Source organism: Patescibacteria group bacterium (assembly GCA_041664365.1).
Classification (GTDB): domain Bacteria; phylum Patescibacteriota; class Patescibacteriia; order UM-FILTER-42-10; family UM-FILTER-42-10; genus JAHJEX01.
Window position 1 is genome coordinate 22,995 of sequence record JBAYKW010000010.1, and the last position, 21,442, is coordinate 44,436.

Here is a 21,442-nt window from a genome sequence, read left to right on the forward strand (position 1 = left end):
GATAGATTGGGATTTAGATGCTCTCTCCGTTTTGATTACCATATTCAGTTGTCAAATTGCTTGATTGTCTTAAAGTCGCTTCTATACTTAGCACTGGCTCCCCGGCCACTTGATGGTGATCGGGAAATACACTGACAAGTATTTTCTAGAAGATTTATTCCTGCTTCACCAAAGCCTGTCTCTCTTTGACCAAGCTTTGAGTAAGCAGTGAGGATAAACCTTTTGAAAATATTACCCGCTTGATTGATGACTTAGTCATCTAATCTAGTTGGGATAATCGAGTGTTTAAAAAGAACAAAATTTATGTTAACTAGACAGTATATACCCATTCGCAATTCTTGTCAATACCTTGCGCCATTCTTTATTGATTTTTGTCATTATTCAATATTATCAGTGCATTTTGTTTATATTTTATTGATTACTTTTGTCATTTTCTATTGACATTTATTTATTACGATGCTATCATAAAAGCAGAAATATCCTTTCTGTGATAAGCATTTAATAAAATTAATCTTCACTTCCATGCCCAAACCTGGCTCCCCTATTTCGAAAATCCTGGTCCAAATCGGCTTAACTGACAAAGAAGCAGTCGTCTATGAAGCGCTCCTTACGCTGGGCAAGGCCGGCATGGGAGAACTATTAAAAAAAATACCCTACAAAAGAGGGAATACTTACGATTTAATGCGTGCATTAATTGACAAGGGCCTCGTAACAGAAACGATGACAAAAGGTAAGAAAGTTTTTGTGATCGAACCTCCGGAAAGAATAAAAGTCCTGCTAGATGAAAGAGAGAAGACAGTTCAACAACAGGCAAAAACTTTAAACGCCAACTATGAATCATTGAATTCACTTTACCGTATTACAATGAATAAACCGGGAGTACGATTTTATGAAGGCATTGAGGGTATTAAGCTAGTGCTTAAAGATACAATTGTAAATAATACATCTAAACAGATTAAAACATTTTCAGATGTGGCAGGCTATGCTAAATATCTTAAAGTATGGAACCAGTCATATTATGCACCGCTCAGGAAAAAACTTGGGATCATAGAAAGAGTAATTATTCCTGACAATGCCGAAGCGCTTGCCCATATGCGCAGTTATCAAGCAAATGAAGTTACTCAGATCCTCTTCATTGATCACAAGAACTATCCTTTCGCAACAGAGATAAATATTTATGAAAACAAAGTTTCCTTTGTGACTTTCTCAGATCGAGCGCACATCGGGATCATTATTGATAATATGGAAATCTTTCAAACATTTTCGTCAGTGTTCGAACTCTGCTGGTCACTCGGGTCTGTTGCACTAAAGAATCGTCAGCCCGATTATGCGGCATTATCAAATTCTGTGCCGGCGAGTGTTGAAAGACGGGATTCAACTGGTTCGACCACATAGTGTTGAATAAATCGCAATAGATCTATTAACGTACGCGATTTCTGGCATTCCGCGATCAAAGCTTCCCGATTACTCTGCACGGAATCGAAGTATGACTGAGGAGCGTGATCGAGAACTTTAAAGAAGTGACGAAGAAGCGGCATAACTACTTCTAATGTATATCTTTCTTGTTCTTGGGGCGGAAGCGCAAGGATTTTTCCGGCAATCGTACCTTTTGCTACAGCAACAATCTGGTCACTATTAAGAAAAAGTTCGGCACCGTCCCGAAAAAAATATGTACTGTATGGTTCTTTGAATTTACGCACCCCTTCTTCCCCTTGTGACCCTGTAGAACGCCACCCGAAACTTTGCGCGCCCGTAGAAGGAATCGCCACGTTTAAGCGTACGCTCTTCCGGTCAAAATTATCCGGTACCCGTGTGGCGTTAGGAAGATGAATAAGTCCAAGATGTCGCCGAAAAGCATCACAGTACTGCGCGGTCGGAGAGCCCTTATCTGCTTTCGCTTTAAGCCGATTGAGCTGGTCGGAGAGTACCCGTTGCACACCATAAACCAGCGAATTGAATGCCTCCCTTTGCGAGGAATCGTGCAAATCAATCTGGTTTTCTTCAGCCAACTTTTCACAATTTTTTAGAACTGTTGCAATCGCATCATAACGAGCTTCATTCGGATGACTTACCTTTGTTCCATCCGCAGCCATAATCCAGCTCAGCTCCTCTATCGCATAGGGCAGATACTCCTTTTTTTCATCTAATGTCATTGGATGTCCAACAGACTCTTGCACCATGCCTGTAAAGGCATCCACCCAATTTGGATCCTGACTTAGTTGCTCGCACCATGTTCGATACAGATCAACTCGTTCCTGCTGATCAGTAATAAATGGTTCATAACCCTGGACCTCTATGTTAGAAAGGCCGAAGGTTTCACACATTGCTTGATACATAACTTGTTCGCTTTCGCCAATTCTTTGTGCATATTCCTGAGCGGTTTTTTCCGGTTGATCCCCCAAAAGATCAGGATAGAGCTTTTGGTAATTCGAAGATTGTATAGTATCGCAAACTACAAGACGGGACGAACGACCTTGGTTTTGTAACCAGAAAAGGTAGCTAAATATCTCAATAGGTTTTGCGGTTTTGCTTTCACCATTCCAGACTCCTTCCCAAGCTGGAAGATCTTTGGAAATTCCTACGGGAAAATACAGCGGTTCAGCATCCGAGAGATTTTCTGATTCGAGTGCTTGCGATTCTTGTTCCAGATTAACTAATAATTTTGATGGTAATCGATATTCCTGCTCACCGAGGACCAGATGACGGAAAGACTGTTCTAGTCTTAAAAAAAGTTGCGAACCGCGTGGATGTTCTGCTTTTTTTACTTCTGCAGCAGTATTGATAAATTCCTGCGTCATCTGCTGTAATAAATCACCTTCTTCATGAAACGCATCAATCGTTTGTGAAACAGCAAGTTTCGGATCCACGCCATCTTCTAGTTGTGTGATCAATGTTGGGAAAAGATGATTCACACGTCGAAGCAAATGTTGTGCTACATCTGCAGATAGAGATGTAAGATTATCAAATACTTGTCGCCCTACCTCAAGGAGTTGATCTGATTTTTGGTTTATTTGATCAACAAGTTGTACATAAGTTGAAAAAATCTTTTGCGCTTCCTCTGGACTATTTTTCTGTAAATATTCTGCAATATCTAGGATATCATCACCGCTTTTTGAACTTTCGGCCACCGCAAAAAATGCTTCAGCTGTTACTTGAGCAGATTCCTGATTGGATTGAAAAACTCCTTGTAGTCGCTCGAATTTGTCTGCATCTTCTCCGGCAAGATACCTTAATAAATGAACTTGCGATCGCAACGGTAACTCACGCAATGAAAAACCAATTGATTCTTCAATCTGCTCCCTAATTGCAGGGCGATGGAGATGCTGGAGCAAGAGCATAATGTCCTCACCCCTTTCAATTGGAAAGGGAAACACGCTTTCATCTGACACAAGGCTCTCATAATGATCAAAGTGTACGGTCGGTAGTTTTTCACGATGCTCTTTATTAATTGGAGCTAGGTATGTCTTTGCGCACTCGGTAAACGCCGTAAACTGTTCTCGAAGTATATTCCATGTTTCATGCGTCCGATAATCGTACTCAGGAGCATTGCCATTAAGGATTTCATCCCATTGATCAACAGATAGTTGCGGTGCAAAATCGTAAAATGCTTGACCAAGCGATCCTGAATGCTCAACGGTTTTTTCGGATTGTAAACGACGAACAACACGGTCACGCAAACCTCTAACAATTTTTCCAATATATTTGTAATCCGAAGCGTCCGGCCGATCAATCGCCTCTTGGATATTCTGAGTATCCATAGGAGACACTAATACACTCTCCGGTAAATTCTTTACATCAAAACGACCGATAGAGCGGGGTAAGCCACTATGGTCAAACACGCCGATTGCATCCCGTGCAATTACCTGTAATCGGCCACCGTTTTCAAACGGAGATAATGTATCAGGAATCAATGCGGTGCGCAACCTATTGTGTTCATCTGCTTCCTGGTGACTATAATCAATAAGACGCCCTTCAGATCGATTTCCTTGCAGTTTGACCAATCCAACATTTGGATCGATTTCTTCCTTTTCCAGACGTTTTAATGCGGAGTCAACAGCAAAATCAATAATTGGTAATGATGCAGCGTCTTTCATTATCCTGAGAATTGCCCGACTGTTTTTGAGTGCCGGTCTTGCGTTTTCACGATCGACTGTCTCAAGCGTACGAAGCGCCGGAAAGCCTCGAGTGGTCGCATTTGCTCCGATCACCGTAAATTGGTGAATAATATCAAGTTGTTCAGAAAGTGGCGCGTTAATAAGCTGTTCGGCAATAACTTGTATATCAGCTTCCGAGCACCCGTCAAGTTCATCGGTCAATTCTCCAACCATAGTTGAACCCATCCATCCTTGAGTTTCAGGTTGCCGAGAAAATTTTGCAGTCGTTAGTATTTGTTCTGGAAGTGGAAGATGATTGATAAGACATGGCGATACAGAGAACAATCGTTCTTGAATATTTACAATAAATGCAGATAACTGATCATGATCCTTTGGATCCTGAGATCGGAATGTAACAAATTTTAATAGTTCATCCAGAAATGCTTGGGTGACATCAGTTGGAAGATAATGAGATTTGTCAGTTTGAGCAATTGAATAAAGATCCTGCATTAAATCATTATCTGTAAAAAATTGATCATTTGTAGTAAATGGGTCAGAGTCTTCATATAAATCTTCAAACCAATCACGTGCAAATAAACGCGTCCGATTTTCTGGCGAATTTAGTTGTTCTGCATTGTCTTCCAGGTAATCATCTTCCTCGGTATCAGAATCTTCAATAATTGGTGAATTGTCTTTTAATTCCATTTTCATATTAGCTAGTTAGTATAATTTCATCCTAGCAGATTATTTGTATCGTGCAAACTCTTCCCAAATAAACCTCCGGCAATAAAAAAACCGGGAAAGTTTTCAGATTCCCGGGGTCAGACGATGGGATAGACCCCCGTCCAACACGATGTGCAATAGTTGCCGGCGTCAGTGCCGAGCACTTTTTTCATTCCCTCAAGAGAGAGGAACCGCAGACTGGTAAGACCCAGCATCTGCTGAATCTGCTCAACCGACATGTCTGCGGCAATCAGTTTGCCCTTTGATGTCATGTCGATGCCGTACTTACAGGGCGCAATCACCGGCGGACAGCTCAGGCGGGCATGTACTTCCCGCGCACCGGCCGCCATGAACATGCGGGTCAGCTGTTCGAAGGTTGTACCGTAGACGAGCGAGTCGTCCACGACCACGATCCGCTGATATTTGGAAAACAGGCCACGCATCGGCCGATACTTCAGAGCGGCTTGTTCTCTGCGTGCATCCCTGCCCGGAACGATGAAGGTCCGAGCCACATAGGGACTCTGGACCAGACCGATCTGGTAAGGGACTTTGCTTTCATCAGCGAATCCGAGTGCCGCGAAATTACCCGAGTTGGGCACCGAGATGACACAGTCCGCGCCATCAACCGGATGCTCACGAGCCAGCTGTTTGCCCAGGCGGAAACGGAAACTGCCTACTTCTTCGATGCCGTCAGTCAGCATCTGGATGCTGTAACGGCCGTCTTCGCCGTGTTGGACCAGCAGTTTATAAAACAACCGCTGGGTTGCATTGTGCGGAGCGCCGAAAACGTGACCGTCGGGGCGTGCGAAGTAGACGAGCTCGAAAGCACACATTGCAAATTGCGTCATTGGCGCCACGCCCTCGAGATATTCGATCTCACCGTGCATGGTGATTCGGATGATCTCGCCCGGGAGCACCTGGTTGATCTCGACCGTCCCGTCCTTGTGCCCCTGATTCGCCCGGTGCACCAGAATCGCGTGCAAAGCACAGTCCTCCGACGCAAAGACGAAGTAGTTGCCGACCCGCATGTAGTACAGCGGGCGGTTCGCAAACGGATCACGGAACAGGTAGACGCTATCCTTGGTTGCAAGCCAGGCTGAGTAGGAAGCAGGGACCTCCCGCATCAGACTCACGATGCCTTCATGCAGTCTGTCCGGGTTGTCCTGGGCATTCAGAATGATGTGATGCAGAAGTGCCTCGCTATCATTCCTGCTGACAAATTCGCACTTTGCCTTTTCCAGCCTAGCGCGATGACCGGCATAGTCCGGAATGTCTCCGTTCGCTCCCAGAGCAATCGTGCCCCAACGCGGACGCATGTAGTGCGGCTGCGCGTTGACGGCGGTACTGCGACCCTGAGTTGAGAAACGGGTCTGGAACAGCATCATCTGCGGAGCAGCATCCTGCATCTTGGTAACCATCCTGGGGTTACCTAAGAGTGAGGCAATCAAACCAACCTGCTTCTCCACATGGAGCATGTCTCCGCCCGAGTACGCGACACCGACCCACTCATGGCCGCGATGTTGCAGATCGGGAGCGCCGACCCAGCTGAACTCCATAACCTCGTGCGGGTCCGCGTTTTTCAACGCGATGACCCCGAAAATCGAGCACATAAAGGCACCCTCCTCTCACCTCTGGTTGAAGCTAGAAAGATCAAACACCCCTCAAAACGTGAGGCTCTTCACCTTATCATTTACTTAATTGTACGTCAAAGACCCTTGCACATTAATATTCTGTATGTTACGATTGGTTTACTTTAAAAATAATTAAGGATATTTTATGCCAATTAAAAAAGCCGGTATCAAGGCTCTAAGACAGTCGAAGAAACACCGGATCCGAAACGTTTCGGCAAAAAACAGCTTGAAGGATCTTACTAAGAAAACGGAAAAATCATTGTTATCCGGAAAAAAAGAAGAATCAAAAGAGCTGGTTCAAAAAACCATCAAAGCACTGGCCAAAGCAGCTAAGACCAATCTGATCAAAAAGAACACTGCTTCCCGAAGGAAATCAAGACTGATGAAAAAACTGAACAAATTAAAATAACATACAAAAAAGGCGGAGCATCAAAAGTGCTCCGTTTTTTTATTACTGATTATTTACAAACATCCATTACCATCAAATCAAACAGCAATTCCGGTTTGGTTTGTGAATTTTTCAGTTCAAAATCAATATCCGCCAATTTTTGATAAATAAATTTCAATTGACCGGCCGTGAATCTTTTCGCCTGCGGAACAGTTTTCTGAACTACAAATGGATGCAGTTTTAATGTATCAGCGATTTCTTTTTGCGTTTTATTCGCTCCCAGCATTTCGTTGATCAGAATTAAATTTCTGAATTGCCATATAAATTTAGAAAGTAACTGAAGCGGTTCAGTCCCCAGCGCCAGCTGGTCACGCACCAGACGCAGTGCCTGTTCTTTATTCTTCTGTCCCAGAGCATCCGTCAGATGGAAAATATTTTCATCATATTTTGATTTTACAAATTCTTCCACTTGCTTTGCGGTAATAATCTGATCACCGACATAGTTGACCAGTTTTTCAATCTCGCTGTCCATCTGCCAAAGATCTGTTCCTACTTTAGCGACCAGTTCTTCCACAGCGCTTCTCTCAATTTTACCGCCCCGGTCCTTTACTTCAGTTTGAATCCAGGTAGAAAGCTGGCTGTTCGAAAGCAATGGGAATACTTCTTCCCGCTCTTTTTTTAACTGCGCAAGCAGTAATTTTTTGGTCTTGGCTCCGCCTTTGATTTTAGCCTTCCCTTTTTCTTCAATAACACCCTCCCAGACAATTAATACATTATCTTCAGGAAATTTTTTTTCTTTCAATATCTCTGATACGCCATCAACTAATTCTGCATTACCTCCAGAGATCAGATTCTTAATCACAATCAGCCGTTTACTGTCCAATAACCCGCCGGTAAAACTAACGGACCGGAATTTTTCTAAAGTTGTTTCCGCGCCGTCAAGCTGAACCACATTAAAACCGGATGAATTGTATTTTTCAATAAATGCATCCTTTAAATGTTTCAGACGTTTCAGCGAACGGAAAGTATCTTCGCCGTGAACTAATATTATCATCTTAAACTTTTAATTCTGTTAAATCCCCCCAATTTTTACCGGACTTGGCTTCCGCGATTATCGGGACTTTTAATTTATACACTGTTTCCATAATTATTTTGATCATCTTGGCCATTTTTTCCAGCATATCATCCCGCACTTCAAATACTAACTCATCGTGAACCTGCAAAATCATTTTTACCAGTTTCCCATCTTCGTTTCCTTCCATATTTTTCAACTTTTTTTGCACTTCAATCATGGCAATCTTGATCAGATCCGCCGCGGTGCCCTGGACCGGCATATTGACCGCCATGCGTTCCGCCGAATTCCTGATCATCGGCACTCCGGAATTAATTTCGGGCAGATATCTGCGCCGGCCGAACAGTGTCTCCACATAACCAAGCGTCCTTGCCAGTGTTTTTGTGCTATCCAGATATTCCTTAACTCCTTTGAAACTCTTAAAATATTTTTCAATAAAATCCCTGGCCTTGTCCCGGTCGATGTGGGCGCGCCAAGCCAGACCGTATGCTCCCATGCCGTAGAGAATCCCGAAATTTACTTCCTTGGCGGCATAGCGCATTTCTTTTGTAACTTGCTCAAGTGGCACGCCATTGATCTCTGCCGCGGTACTTTTATGGATATCTTCACCGGCATTAAATATTTCAATCGCTTTTTTATCATTAGCCAGCGACGCCACAATTCTTAACTCAATCTGTGAATAGTCAATCGCCAGAATGCTATATCCCTTGTTCGCTACAAATGCTTTTCTGATTTCTCTGCCCATTTCCGTGCGGATCGGAATGTTCTGTAAGTTAGGATCAGATGAGGAAAGGCGCCCGGTTGCGGCAACTGTCTGGTTAAAACTGGTATGCACTCTACCGGTCTTCTTATTGATTAATTCGGGCAGGGCATCAATATAGGTTGACTGCAGTTTAGTGTATTCACGGTATTGGGAAATCAGATCAATAATCGGATGCAAATCACGCATTTTTTCCAGCTCGCTTTCTGCTGTGGAAAAACCCGTTTTGGTTTTTTTAATATTGTCAGTCGAAACACCCAGGTCTTCAAATAATATCTTCTTGAGCTGCAAGGGCGAGCTGATATTAAACTCACTGCCGGCCAGTTTATAGATTTTCACTTTCAGATTAGCTATTTCCTTGGTAAATACCACGGACATCTTCTTCAGGAAAGCGGAGTCCACGATAATCCCGTCTCTTTCCATTTCTGCTAACACTGGAACGAGTGGCATTTCGATTTTTTCAAATAGTCCCAAATTCACCTTTTCATCCAACTGTTTTTTCAGCGGTTCTACCAAACGATAAGTGAAGTCGGCATCTTCTGCGGCATAGTAAGAAACATTTTCAATCGGTACGTCTTTCAGAGTCTTTTGATCTTTACCCTTCTTCCCAATCAGCGCTTCAATCGGAATCATCTCGTGACCCAGCTCAGAGAACACCACACTATCCAGTTTCAGCTGACGGGAACCGGAATTGAGCAGGTAGGCAGCAATCATCGTGTCAAAAGCAACACCCTTAATGAAAATTCCATACTGAGTCAAAACTTCCATATCAAATTTGATGTTGTGTCCGAACTTTTTTATCCCTTCATTTTCTAAAATTGGCTTTAGTTTTTTAAGAAATTCCTTTTTTGGTAGTACATAAAAAGCATATCCTTCCTTCCAGCAGAAGCTGATCCCCAAAAGCTCGGTATCAAAGGTATTTAATCCGGTGGTTTCTGTATCCACGGCAAACTCTTTCTGCTCGGAAAGCTCTTTGAAAAATTTATCAAACTTTTCCGATGTATCTACTAGATGATACTCAAAATTTTTATCAAACTTTATTTCTGACTCAGCTGATTTTTTGGAAAATAAATCAATTTTGCCTTGTGTTTCGGTAAATGGGATTTTATTCAAAAGACTTTTGAATTCCAAATCCTGCAGAATAGCCACGATCTTTTCCCGGTTATAATTCCCCGCTTTGCATTTTTCCAAATCAAATTCAAATGGTACATCGGTAATAATCGTTGCCAGCATTTTACTCATTAGCGCGTCATCCTTGTACTCTAGGAGAAGTTTCTGATTCCTTTCGGAAATAGTTTTACTTTGTTTGTCCTCTTTATCAAGTGATGCATAAATCTTTTCGATTGTGTCAAATTCCTTGAGTAATGCGATCGCCCCTTTTTCACCAATTCCTTTCACGCCCGGAATGTTATCCGATGGATCCCCGCGCAAAGCCTTGTAATCAATCATCTGCTCTGGTTCTAGTCCGTCGAATTTTTCTTTGACTGCCCTCCGGTCATAGGTAACTGTATCGGCAATGCCTTTTTTCATCGTATAGACTTCTGTATTACTGTTCACAAGTTGTAGAGCATCCATATCTCCCGTAACAATAACTGATTTAATCTGATTGTCAGTGATTGTTTTGTTCCTGGTAATCGTGCCGATCACATCATCCGCTTCAAAGCCCTCCTCTTCATAAATTGGCATATTAAAAGCCCTCACAAGATCTTTAATAATCGGAATCTGGTTATAGAGCTCGTCGGGTTGTTTAATGCGGGTAGCTTTGTATTCTTTATATTCCTTATGGCGGAAAGTCGGCCCTTTCAGGTCAAAAGTAACGGCCACATATTCCGGATCTATCTCCTTTAATACTCTAAGTAAAATTGTGGTAAACCCATACACTGCGTTCACTAAAGTACCGTCCTTTTTCTGCAATGGAGGTAATGCATGAAAAGCCCTGTGGATCAGGGCATTCCCGTCTATAATAACTATCTTCTTTTGCGCAGCTTTCATACCTATAATCTACTGGAAATCAGCTAAAAAGGAAAGTGCATTTTTTTTGGTGAGTGGTATAATGGTATTGAGTATAATAAGTATATTTTATTATTAAATAGCTTATGAAAAAATACATAATATCATTGAGTGTATTACTAGTTGCCGTCCCTTCTCTTACTTCTGCGACATTACTTGGATTTGTTGGACAATCTATTACAAAAACAACGTCGGGCTTTAGTACTATAAATGATTGCAAAATATCCGATACAGACCGAGGCCCCTATGTAGTCCAAGTTAAAAAACTAGAAGATGCACAGGCAATTAATAATTTGTATACAAGCAGCTGGGGTAGAACAGCAAATTGCGATGAATTACAAAAACATATTGATTGGGGAACTCCCCTAACAACACTGGCGACTTGGCTTAATAAAGATCCAAAAGCAGTGATTGGAAATTGTGCTTATCCCGTTGGCACAACAAAAGATGCGGTACAAAACCTGAATAATATTTACAAGGAAGAGGCAGGAAGAGACATGACATGCACTGAAGCTTTGTTCCACCTCCAAGGCACCACACATGATGCCTTAAGAAACTGGCTAGTTAATATTGCTCCGTTCAACAGAAGCTTTCAGGAATGGAAGAGCACTTTTCAGCTGGTTGAAGGTGCCACCTATAGAGTGACAACGAAATACGGCTCAAGTTTTTGGCTTGTTAAAAACGGACAGAAACACTGGGTACCAGATATCGCCACGATGTTTGCCTGGGGTCTATTGTATGATGACAGCATTGCTACCGGTACGTGGTTTGGCTCTACAGTACCGTCAGGAGATACGTTGCAATTCCAGAATGCACCTTATCGAGTAGCGATCCAGAATCGTTTCCGCGGAAGTGGCTACGGAGAAATGCCAGAAAATTTAGAAGAAGCGGTTTCGCAATACCGTAATGTTTACAGTCATCCAGATTCACTTTGGTATGGATATGAAGAATTCCGTGATGGCTACTGCTATAAAAACGCTTATTGTAATTTATAATCGAGTACAATATATATGATAGCTAATCATTCAACAAATTGGCTTATGAAAAAATATGTAATTATTTTGAGCATATTCTTTTTTTCTATTCCCTTTCTTACATCGGCCTCTCTCCTTGGAAACGTTGGAGGATATATAAAAACAATACCGCAACTGCCAGGTTTTGGTTCTAATGTCAGTTGTAAGATATCCGACACTGACAGGGGAACTGACTTAGTACAAGCTAGAACCTTAGCTGATGCCGAAGTAATTAATAATCTATATCAAGAACATTGGAATAGAAGAGCTAATTGTGACGAATTACAAAAACACCTCGATTGGGGCACTCCTCTAGGCACGTTAGCGACTTGGCTTGATAATCAAGCGAACTCGGTAATTACAAATTGTACTTTTCCGGCAGGCACAACAAAAGATGCCGTAAAAAATCTAGACAATATTTACAAAGAAGAAGCGGGGAGAAATATAAAATGCAATGAGGCTTTGTTTCACCTAAAAGGCACCAAGCATGATGTCTTAAGAAACTGGCTAATAAATGATGCTACATTCAATAGAGATTTTCAGGAATGGAAGAGCACTTTTCAGCTAGCTGAAGGTGCCACCTATAGAGATGGAGAAAAATTCTGGTTGATTAAAGACGGGCAAAGGCATTGGGTTCCAGATTTTCCCACTGCATTTGCTTGGGGACTTATCCCTGGTGACAGCACTTATATAGGCAATAGTACTTGGTTTAGATCAGTAGTAACAGAGGGGGACGTAATGCAATTTCAAAATGCGCCTTATCGGGTAGCGATCCAGAATCGTTTTCGCGGGAGTGGGTATAGAGAAATACCAGAAAGATTAGAAGAAGCAGTTTCACAACACCGTAATAATTACAGAGGAGATGATCAAAATTGGTATTATGAGTACAATGAATTTATTTATGGTTACTGTACTAGAACCGCCTATTGCGCTTTGTAAATGACTTCAGCTAATGAATTCCAATAACCATGTCGATTAATTCTTAATCTCATATATCAATGAAAAAAATATCATTTGGAATAGCTATTTGTGCTTTTGTGCTATTCCAGCTATCTCAACCCGCCCAGGCCAAAATCTGGCGGTCACCGAGTTACCCTTATGGTGATTTAGTTGTTGGACATTGTATATTGGTTGATACTATTTCAGAAGCGGATGATACGCATGTTTATACTCTCAACCCGGATAATACAACAGCTATTAATTTCGAATATTATGAACACTGGAATCGCAATGCACGCTGTGATGAATTGCAGTTTCATGTTGACCATAACACACCAATAATTAGATTGCGGGAATGGCTCAGGGGGGTTGCGATAGGCTGGTATCAGAATATTGGTACATCTCATTTTAAAAATCAAACTGTTAGTACACCTAGTCATGAGTGGTTCTTTATTGATGAAGCTGGGGCTCATCGTATTCCAGACTGGCTGACTGCACTTTCCTGGGGATTGTTAATGTATGACAGGATATCGATTGGACTCCCCGTATCAGGCGATTTCCATAAATATGTTAAATTTAGTACACCACTAAATTTTGGTGATGGTAACTATGCCGACAAGGTTTCCTCTATTTGGTTAGAAAATGACACTGACTATTCTACTCTTCCCAATAGGCTTGTTGAAGAAATAAACAGAAAAGATGCTGATTCATCATATCCGGTACTTGGTAATGGTGTATGCACTTATCCAGGAACATACCCTGGAGATCCATATAGAGCACTCCTTGACTGGGGCTGGATGTTAAGAAATCCCGGCTGTCCGATGGCAAATTAGGGTAATAAGTAAAAGGGCGCTCCATTATTGGGGCGCTTTTTGTTTAATAAAAAACAGGGGTAACCAGAAGATGCCATACTACACTCTGTGCATACGCAATTCCTAGGTCACCCCCAGCGGTGTACGATTTTTAGAACTTCCGTCCTACTTAAGCTTTTTCCGCCCCGAAGAGCCTGCGACGACCGCATAACAGGGATTCGAACCCCGTCTTAAGCTTAGAGGAAGCCACCCTCTGAATAGGACTAGCTGGGTACTCCTTAGTTGTTGCCTGTTAGTGTTCTGCTGGGATTGTGAATCGCCCAACCACGGCAACAACTGCAACTTAAAACAAGTTGCGACCTTAATATAAGCAAATGTTGTTTTGTTTGTCAATAATTGTGCAAATTAAATCAGGCGAGAATGCGCATCCTCGCCTGCTGTTTTTATATTCCTTTTACTTATTCATAAGATATTATTGATCTTCTATCTTATAAGCCTTCTCTGATCTGACTTTCATACCCCTGTAGAATTTACCGAGTAACCATTCCAAGCTTCCTTTGTTTTCTTGTTTCTTCCACAAATATACAAACCCCGACCATATAATTACCAACGTAGCACCAAATAACAATGTCATATTAATCGTATCATTCCATCCCGGCCAGATCCCGTTCCAAAGATGGGCGTATAATTCGCGCAGGGGCGTTTCCAAAAAGAAAATAGATAGGGATATGATACCAAAATAATTTATCAACTTCATTTTATTTCTGAAAAAACTTTCCCTTTTTGGAGAATCAACTAGAGCCTGTGTCCCTAAAATGATCAATATGAATATGCCAAGCTGTGCAAGCATAATAGAATACCAAGTCCAATCAATAGTCCGCTCCAGCATGGTGTCGGGCAACATGAACATAACCGTTACACCTGTTATCAGCCAAAATAAACCGAATATATATGCAAATCTTTTTTTGAAATGCTGCCATCCTCCCGAGGAAAAAATACCGAATGCAGCACCAATATATCCGAAACCGATGTATGGAATAATAGGGTTATTTTTGTTGATAAACTGACTTACTAACCACACCATAAAATTATTCCCGGTTTTGATATAGTTTTCATACCACTCAAAAAGCGGGATTCTAACCGCCGATGATAAAACGATCAAACTGCCCATGACTAATAACACTTTTGCAAATTTGTATTTATTCTCTGCCCGGGGTTTAAATAGCCAAACCATTAAAGATAAAAATACTAAATTCCAACCCATCATAGCCAGAGCATCCAGATAAACAAAACGCTCGAATGAAAATGAAGGGAATTGCCCCCTCATCAAAAGACCATCAATCATGGAAGTCAGAAAACTCCTGGAATCAAACTCGATGATTGCCGGTCCGATAAAAACAAAATAAATGGAAGCTAGTATTAATAATATCGCTCCTTTAAAAAATATACCCTTGGCAAATGTATTTTTATTTTCACCTTCATCCAAACGGTTAGATAAACGATACGCATACCCAAAGCCAGAAATTATTGCAAATAGTCCCGCCCACATCAGTAAGAAACCAATAATAGTGACTACGAGCGGGGGGTTATCCATATCCAGATCAAATATGCCAGCAAAATGATACAGCGCAGCGTGTAAAAAAACAACTCCCATAATACCTACTCCTCGAATCAAGTCTAAGGAGAGAATTCTTTTGTTCATTTGTTTTATTTTAAATATTAAACCGGTTCCGGAAATGACCGGAAGATACGAATAAGTTTACCCGATCGTTCATTGGGCACGGGTTGCTCCCATTTGATAATAACATGCGGCTCCAAACACTCAAAATTTGAAAAAACATTTTTTACCGCACTGACTATTTTCTTTTCGTCGTCCTCATTCAATTGTGGTTGTATTCTGATTACCAATGATTCAGCTGACTCTTGGATAACCTGGTATTCATCAATTTTATCGCAAGCGGAAATTATCGCCCTGCTGATAAAATCAGGAAAAATTGATTGCCAGGAATTATTTTGTTTATTGTGTGCCCATAATATGTCATCCGCCCGGCCTTGAATTTGTTTGATTACGCGAAACGCAGAACCGCAGGCGCACTTGTTCGGGCTGATGGAAATAATATCATTCAATGCATATCTGATTATCGGCATAGAAGTCTTATGTAAATCAGTAATAACCATCTGTCTGCACGGCTGACCGATCGGTGTGGAAGTTCCATCCTTTTCCAGTAACTCAACAGCAACTAAATCTTCATTAATATGCAATGAGCCAGCCTTACAGGTTAAGGCAATTGAACCCTCCGTCGCTTTATAAATCTGGTGAACTTCTGCCTGAAATATTTTACTAATATACTCTTTATCATCCGGCGACAATACTTCCGCATAGGAGATTAATCTTTTTGGTCTAGCCTTAAGTTTTCCACTGATTATTTCTTTTGCCAGCAAACGGAGTACAGAAGACGGACCGGAAATCATATTCGGATTAATACTATTTAGTTGATCAACAATTTTATCTATTGACTGCATCTGATTCACATAGGTCACGCGGTGGCCGAATTTATTAAAATTAAATGCGGGCGTAAAAACCCGCAATATAAATGCCAGATTGAGCTTCGTTCCGGATATAAATGGAAATCTGGCTAAGAAACAAGTCTTGATATAACTTTCCTCCCTGGGCGTGGTTATCTCAACACCTTTGTTGCCACTGGTACCCGATGACATCCCGATATTCAATCCCTGAAATCTCCTGGTAAAGTCCCGGCTTTTCTCTATCTCCAGGCAGAAATTAAAAATCTCTTGTTTGGTCAGATCGAGTGTATTTACATCCGTTAAATTATCAATAATTATTTTCTTATTAACAGTAGGTAGGTTCCAGACATCGTTGGTATTCTTGTTTTGATAGTACTTCTGATAGAATTTGGAATTATCAACAGCAAATTTGACCATTTGTCTTATTCTCTTATTCTGGTATTTTTTAATATCGTCTGCAGACCAAAGTTTAAATCGGTATCGGCACAACAAGAACCATAACGGCGCAAAAAACGTCCCACGGTCTGCAATAAAATCCCTAATTTTCATCGACATAAATTAAAAATTACCTTTCAACTTAATTGGCATATATATAATTTACTTTAATTTTACAAAAAAGAACAGTAGGCGAGGATGCTCATCCTCGCCTACTGTTTACATCACCGCTATTTTTTTATAAATTTATTCTTAACCTTCTCAACCAATCCAAAATGTTTTGCGAGTAAGCCGGCTCCGGCAATTACTACCGCCACACCCGCCACAATCAAATATTTCATCATTTCTTTTTTTTCTTCCACCGGAGCAACTGCTATTTTCTCATCAGACATTTCGGTAGATTCTCCTAATACTTCCGGCAACACGATATCTTCCTGATAGCGCGGTAAAATTTGGTATGTTTCGTTTGACTGGCTAACAATCCCCGTCACCTGCACCACCTGCCCGTCTCCTAAATCCGGACTTTCAATATTCGTAGTACTTTTAATTGATACTTTAATCTCTTCCGAACCACCAGAGTCCAGATAAAAAGTTTTTCCTTTTTTATCCACCAAAGGTCCCTCAATTCTGACCAGCATTCCTTCCAACGGTTCATCAATCAGTTCTGCGATAACCGGTTCAGGAATGACCTCCTGCGACTCAAGCACGATAATATCCTCTGCCACGCTAATATTAATCTTTTTCTCGCCACTGGCTTCCGACAGCTTCCCGGTCACCTGAATATAATCACCGAGTGCTAATTCAGGAAAATCTTTTTTCGAAGAATAAATCTGGATCCCTGCTTGCTGATCCATAATATAGAACTTCTGTGTCCCTAATAATCCCGGCTCGACTATTACCCAGCCGGCTGTTTTTACATAAACACCTTTCTCCAGATTCTTTACAGTCTGGATATCCGCCTCTGTTACCGACTCCGGCTCATCTGTTTCCTCTCCCGCATCCTTCGCCTCTGCACTTATCTCTACGGCAATAAATTCATTCACCGCGCCCGGAGTAGACTTTTCCGTCCAGAGCCATTGATCAGAAAAATCCTTCCGCGCGAAGGAAATATCTTCCGGTGCTTTACCATATTCCACACCATTCACAACCTTGCCGGCAGGATTAATCAACAGAATTGATTCGGCTGAATTGTTTAATGTTATCTTTGATTCAGAACGGTTAATAACCAGATATTCTCCCCCTCCCAGTAAAGTCGGTTCGGTAAAATAATAAGACGACTTAGTATCCGTAATCTGCCAGCCGGATAAATCTACATCTTGTTCTCCGTTGTTTACCAGTTCAATCCATTCACCCTCGCTGTCCGAACCCGCCACATTGACCATTACTTCGTTGATTAATACCCGATCAGAATAATCAAAGTCGGAAATTTGAATTACGATTGAATCTATTGATTCAGCTCTGTTTTCATCAATAGCAGTTAGAGTAACCGTATAAGAACCCGGCTTGGCAAATTGATGAACGGCTTCTGAACCTTCTCCATTTTGGCCGTCGCCAAAATCCCAAGCGAACTCCATCTTGTCCCCGTCTTCATCCGTAGAGTCAGACGCGTCAAAGGTAATTTCCTGATTCACTTTCGCTTGGGCCGGAGCGTCAATTTTAGCATCCGGAGGATTATTACTATCCTCAAATGAATTGACCGCTCCGGGAGAAGGTTTGGTCCATACCCATTCACCGGAAGGAAGCAAACTAAACGACTCGCCTTCCGGCGTACTACCCGAATATTCTATTTCATTAACTACTGTTCCGTCCGGATGATACAGAGTCACCTTTTCACCGCCACTATTATTCAAGGAAATATCCGTCACTTCCCGGAGCACGGCCAGATATCCCTGTGGTTCAATTGATTGTGGTTCAATTGATTGTGGTTCAAAAGAAAATAATAAACTGCTTAAATCTCCCAATTTCCACCCGGAAAGATCAATCTTACTACTAGTAATGTTGTGCAGTTCAATAAATTCACCTTCCGCATCAGACCCAGCCGGATTGGGCAGTAGTTCACTGATAATTACTCCGACCGGATAACCACCCGGAGGCGGGGTAATCGGAGCCTCGGTTATCGATACGGTAATCGAATCCGAATTCTGTGACTCCCCATCGCTCACAATCAGACTAACCAGATAACTATCCGGATTACTATATGTATGCGTTGGTGCAATTTGATCACTTCCGGTCCCATCGCCAAAATCCCATGCAAACGAAAGTACATCACCATTAGGGTCAGAAGAATCCGACGCATCAAATTGAATTGCTTCGTTCGTTACTCCATTTAGGTTGGATCCGGCATCTGCTCGTGGTGCTTCATTTGGTAAAACAATAATATTTTCCGCACCCGGTGAAGGGAGAGAATATTCTATAAAGTCCAGAGCACAGTTATCCGTATCTGCTGATTGAGAATCGCGACCCAAGCTGAAACTCGCTGACACGTCGGATGCGAAATTTATCCCGGCAATACCCGTATCATCCGTTAAATTATTTGAGTTTGGTTCGTCATATAATACCGTATCTATGACTTCGCTATTTTGATTAATAATACGAACCCCGTCCGTCTCTGATCCGCCGTTTTGAAACTGCAGGCGATCAACTATTAGATCAGCCTCAACAATATTCAGTTCGCCCACCACAAGAAATGATTGTGGCTGAATGGTAATACTCTCAAACGTAATAACGTTGCTGAAAGACGCCCCTCCCATTTCAACAGACCAGCCGTTTAAATTAATAATTTCATTGGTCGGGTTATATAGTTCGATCCATTCATACCCCAGATCTGACCCGGATGGATCGTAAAGCACTTCGTTGATAACGACATTCTGCCCTTGCGAAAATACAAATAAAGGGCTGAACATTTCAAAAGTAATTATGACGAGTAAAAAATATAATTTTGCTTTTTTCATTATTGTTTGATTAATGATAATGATTTTTTTCGCGAAAGAGTGAGAACTCTTCTACTTGTGAAAAATTAATAATTGGATATGTGAAGAAATAATCCGCCATTACAAACTGCCCGAATTTTTGTAAGTAATTCTGATAACTTGAATACTGATAATCCGCCATACTATTGGCTAAACCATGCTTTACTGGATTGTGGTGAATGTAATTTAAATATGTAAAATACTCTTTATCTGTGCGAACAACTTTTTCCCAGTAGTCACGCCATACTCGCCAGTCGGTGTGTGGACTGATCAGTCCACACACCAGTGATTTCTTCAATCTTCTTGAACTCCGACCATTAATTAGTTTCATCAATTTCGGCAAATCATTTCCATGTTCTATTTTTACCAAAATGTGATAGTGATTACTAAGCACTACCCAACCAAATAATTTACAATGCATTTGATCAACACACTCTTTAATTATCTGCGCCAATAACAACTTACTTTTGTCTTGCTCAAAAAACTTACGGCGCCCGCGGGTACGTGCTGTAACAAAATAAATTGCATCGTCCAGATATATATGTCGTGATCTCATTTCTTTCTCCGATTAATAATCCCTAACAAACAAAGCGCCCTTGAGGACGCTTTTTCAAAATATTCCGAAAATAAAACAGGGCAACCCAGAGGATGCCCATTTGTATTTACAGCCTAGCAAAGTGCCAATTTTTGGTCAAGGGTATTAACCCGTGTATTGGCAAGCAAATGCATGGGTTGACAAGAGTCATATATTGTGCTAGTATGGTCTGTTTAATGGCGCATTGTCATTGAACGCTACCCAGAGCGTGCTGGGCCTCACGGGTTTCTCGGAGGAAATGAGATGGCTAGCAAGGGTAAGAACAATTACTGGTGGAATTTCGGTCCGGCGAGTCTGCCGAACCTGCACAACAACTTCACGCTGATCATTCCCCGTAGCCAGCAGGAAAGACTGGCAACGACCTGCTTCCGTGGAAAAGGTCGCCCTCTCGCCGGCAACTTTCTCTTCTGGGAATCAGCCGGAGAGATGATGTCTGAGATCGGGTCGATGGTCGCCACCCGGTGTGATGTGGTGATGTCTGAGATCGGGTCGATGGTCGCCACCCAGTGTGATGAGGAGTGGTGCTCTCAAGCTTTCGAAGCGCGCCTCACAGTTCAGTGTGATCGGGTGATCGGCTGGCAGTCGACTACCACCCAGTCGCAAGAAGGGGTCCTGCAGGAAAAGGAGCTCGAGAAGTTCCACCTCAATCGGCGCACGACCGCCTATCGTGTCAAACTCGAAGTCGGTCATCACGACATGTACCAGCCGGCGATCGATCCCTCCTTGGGAGTTCCGATGATACGGATGCTGGCACCATTGACCAACCAGGTGACGATGGCCATCACGTTCCACTGGCAGTCCAACGAGGGCCGCTGGAAGGGATTCATCCAGACCATCTACCCGGGTGAGGACATCGGCAGGCTCCGTCCGACCACCCGCAAGGGGAACTTCCTCAGGGGAGTTACCTTTTTCGGATGGAATCATCCGGGAGAAATCGACTCCGACAAGATTCCGGATGACGTACAGCTCATTTTCGAATAGATAACAGCTTCACCGCTGTTAGCACGACACGGGGCAAGATGCTGGTTCAACTCCACTTCTTGCCCTATTTTATTTCCAAAATAAAAACCATGCACAAAACCCTTGCCCTTGACCCGTGCATTTGTGGGCAAATGCCAGGGGTTGACACATCCTAATTTCAGCGCTATAATGCAGGGCGGAAGGCACGTTTACATGTTAAATAAAAGTCCCCTCTAGTGAAGACGAGATTTACAAAATTCTCTGGTCTCCTCTTCTCTGGAGGGTACCGAGAAGTATGTATCGGGGTTAGTCTCCCGAACTATTATTGGCCTCTGGTCTATAAGATCCTTAACAAATAACATATGTTCAGGACAATCGCGACCTTCGTGGTCATAGTCATACTTCTCGGGATGTTCTTTCCCACACTAGTTTCGGAGATCGTCTCTCTACTCGAAAAATCACTCGCCATAGCTAATGAGCTACTGGCCACCCTCCTTGAGACGATGCCGAGCTAG

15 protein-coding genes are annotated in these 21,442 nt (G+C 42.2%); 7 read left to right on the forward strand and 8 right to left on the reverse strand.

The window, feature by feature from the left end; all coding sequences use genetic code 11:
* Positions 1-522 precede the first annotated feature (522 nt).
* On the forward strand, positions 523-1,395 hold the full coding sequence (locus tag WCW66_05875) for a helix-turn-helix domain-containing protein (protein MFA6392240.1): 873 nt from the start codon (positions 523-525) through the stop codon (positions 1,393-1,395).
* On the opposite strand, the gene WCW66_05880 is transcribed toward WCW66_05875, so the two are convergent.
* On the reverse strand, positions 1,326-4,799 hold the full coding sequence (locus WCW66_05880) for a hypothetical protein (GenBank protein MFA6392241.1): 3,474 nt from the start codon (positions 4,797-4,799) through the stop codon (positions 1,326-1,328). The genes WCW66_05875 and WCW66_05880 overlap by 70 nt on opposite strands.
* 116 nt (positions 4,800-4,915) lie before the next feature.
* Positions 4,916-6,427 (reverse strand): amidophosphoribosyltransferase, encoded by a 1,512-nt coding sequence (locus tag WCW66_05885; GenBank protein ID MFA6392242.1) that lies wholly within the window; start codon positions 6,425-6,427, stop codon positions 4,916-4,918.
* Between the two features lie 166 nt (positions 6,428-6,593).
* Here WCW66_05885 and rpsT point away from each other — a divergent pair, with 166 nt between their 5' ends.
* Positions 6,594-6,857: a 30S ribosomal protein S20 gene (rpsT, locus tag WCW66_05890; GenBank protein MFA6392243.1), complete on the forward strand. Its 264-nt coding sequence runs from the start codon at positions 6,594-6,596 to the stop codon at positions 6,855-6,857.
* A 49-nt stretch (positions 6,858-6,906) separates the two neighbouring features.
* Here the strand turns inward: rpsT and holA are convergent, their stop codons facing one another.
* Positions 6,907-7,890 (reverse strand): DNA polymerase III subunit delta, encoded by a 984-nt coding sequence (gene holA, locus WCW66_05895; protein ID MFA6392244.1) that lies wholly within the window; start codon positions 7,888-7,890, stop codon positions 6,907-6,909.
* Between the two features lies 1 nt (position 7,891).
* Positions 7,892-10,660: a DNA polymerase I gene (polA, locus tag WCW66_05900; protein MFA6392245.1), complete on the reverse strand. Its 2,769-nt coding sequence runs from the start codon at positions 10,658-10,660 to the stop codon at positions 7,892-7,894.
* A gap of 104 nt (positions 10,661-10,764) precedes the next feature.
* Between polA and WCW66_05905 the strand changes: the two genes are divergently transcribed.
* From WCW66_05905 to WCW66_05915, 3 genes are read left to right on the forward strand one after another with little or no spacing between them, the layout of a single operon-like run.
* Entirely contained in the window at positions 10,765-11,673 is a 909-nt protein-coding gene (locus tag WCW66_05905; GenBank protein ID MFA6392246.1) for a hypothetical protein, read from the forward strand.
* 45 nt (positions 11,674-11,718) lie between these two features.
* Complete coding sequence (locus WCW66_05910) at positions 11,719-12,630, forward strand: hypothetical protein (protein ID MFA6392247.1); 912 nt, start codon at positions 11,719-11,721, stop codon at positions 12,628-12,630.
* A gap of 59 nt (positions 12,631-12,689) precedes the next feature.
* Positions 12,690-13,463, forward strand: a complete 774-nt coding sequence (locus WCW66_05915) for a hypothetical protein (GenBank protein ID MFA6392248.1) — start codon at positions 12,690-12,692, stop codon at positions 13,461-13,463.
* A gap of 451 nt (positions 13,464-13,914) precedes the next feature.
* Here WCW66_05915 and WCW66_05920 read toward each other — a convergent pair whose 3' ends face one another.
* The 4 genes from WCW66_05920 to WCW66_05935 all read right to left on the reverse strand — a co-directional run bounded on the left by WCW66_05920 (position 13,915) and on the right by WCW66_05935 (position 19,928).
* The gene (locus tag WCW66_05920) at positions 13,915-15,144 is read right to left on the reverse strand and encodes an acyltransferase (GenBank protein ID MFA6392249.1); all 1,230 of its coding nucleotides are present in this window, start codon (positions 15,142-15,144) and stop codon (positions 13,915-13,917) included.
* 17 nt (positions 15,145-15,161) lie between these two features.
* The gene (locus WCW66_05925; protein ID MFA6392250.1) at positions 15,162-16,523 is read right to left on the reverse strand and encodes a F390 synthetase-related protein; all 1,362 of its coding nucleotides are present in this window, start codon (positions 16,521-16,523) and stop codon (positions 15,162-15,164) included.
* A 110-nt stretch (positions 16,524-16,633) separates the two neighbouring features.
* Positions 16,634-19,354: a lamin tail domain-containing protein gene (locus WCW66_05930; GenBank protein ID MFA6392251.1), complete on the reverse strand. Its 2,721-nt coding sequence runs from the start codon at positions 19,352-19,354 to the stop codon at positions 16,634-16,636.
* A 10-nt stretch (positions 19,355-19,364) separates the two neighbouring features.
* Positions 19,365-19,928 carry a transposase gene (locus tag WCW66_05935; protein ID MFA6392252.1) on the reverse strand — a complete coding sequence of 188 codons (564 nt, stop codon included), beginning with the start codon at positions 19,926-19,928 and terminating at the stop codon, positions 19,365-19,367.
* Positions 19,929-20,210: 282 nt separating this feature from the next.
* Between WCW66_05935 and WCW66_05940 the strand changes: the two genes are divergently transcribed.
* Both WCW66_05940 and WCW66_05945 read left to right on the forward strand, forming a co-directional pair.
* The gene (locus WCW66_05940) at positions 20,211-20,948 is read left to right on the forward strand and encodes a hypothetical protein (GenBank protein MFA6392253.1); all 738 of its coding nucleotides are present in this window, start codon (positions 20,211-20,213) and stop codon (positions 20,946-20,948) included.
* A 341-nt stretch (positions 20,949-21,289) separates the two neighbouring features.
* Positions 21,290-21,442, forward strand: a complete 153-nt coding sequence (locus WCW66_05945; GenBank protein MFA6392254.1) for a hypothetical protein — start codon at positions 21,290-21,292, stop codon at positions 21,440-21,442.

Coding starts and splice junctions, on each gene's coding strand:
- WCW66_05875 (MFA6392240.1), top strand. CDS start 523: ATGCCCAAACCTGGCTCCCCTATTTCGAAAATCCTGGTCCAAATCGGC.
- WCW66_05880 (MFA6392241.1), bottom strand. CDS start 4,799: ATGGAATTAAAAGACAATTCACCAATTATTGAAGATTCTGATACCGAG.
- WCW66_05885 (MFA6392242.1), bottom strand. CDS start 6,427: ATGTGCTCGATTTTCGGGGTCATCGCGTTGAAAAACGCGGACCCGCAC.
- rpsT (MFA6392243.1), top strand. CDS start 6,594: ATGCCAATTAAAAAAGCCGGTATCAAGGCTCTAAGACAGTCGAAGAAA.
- holA (MFA6392244.1), bottom strand. CDS start 7,890: ATGATAATATTAGTTCACGGCGAAGATACTTTCCGTTCGCTGAAACGT.
- polA (MFA6392245.1), bottom strand. CDS start 10,660: ATGAAAGCTGCGCAAAAGAAGATAGTTATTATAGACGGGAATGCCCTG.
- WCW66_05905 (MFA6392246.1), top strand. CDS start 10,765: ATGAAAAAATACATAATATCATTGAGTGTATTACTAGTTGCCGTCCCT.
- WCW66_05910 (MFA6392247.1), top strand. CDS start 11,719: ATGAAAAAATATGTAATTATTTTGAGCATATTCTTTTTTTCTATTCCC.
- WCW66_05915 (MFA6392248.1), top strand. CDS start 12,690: ATGAAAAAAATATCATTTGGAATAGCTATTTGTGCTTTTGTGCTATTC.
- WCW66_05920 (MFA6392249.1), bottom strand. CDS start 15,144: ATGAACAAAAGAATTCTCTCCTTAGACTTGATTCGAGGAGTAGGTATT.
- WCW66_05925 (MFA6392250.1), bottom strand. CDS start 16,523: ATGTCGATGAAAATTAGGGATTTTATTGCAGACCGTGGGACGTTTTTT.
- WCW66_05930 (MFA6392251.1), bottom strand. CDS start 19,354: ATGAAAAAAGCAAAATTATATTTTTTACTCGTCATAATTACTTTTGAA.
- WCW66_05935 (MFA6392252.1), bottom strand. CDS start 19,928: ATGAGATCACGACATATATATCTGGACGATGCAATTTATTTTGTTACA.
- WCW66_05940 (MFA6392253.1), top strand. CDS start 20,211: ATGGCTAGCAAGGGTAAGAACAATTACTGGTGGAATTTCGGTCCGGCG.
- WCW66_05945 (MFA6392254.1), top strand. CDS start 21,290: ATGTTCAGGACAATCGCGACCTTCGTGGTCATAGTCATACTTCTCGGG.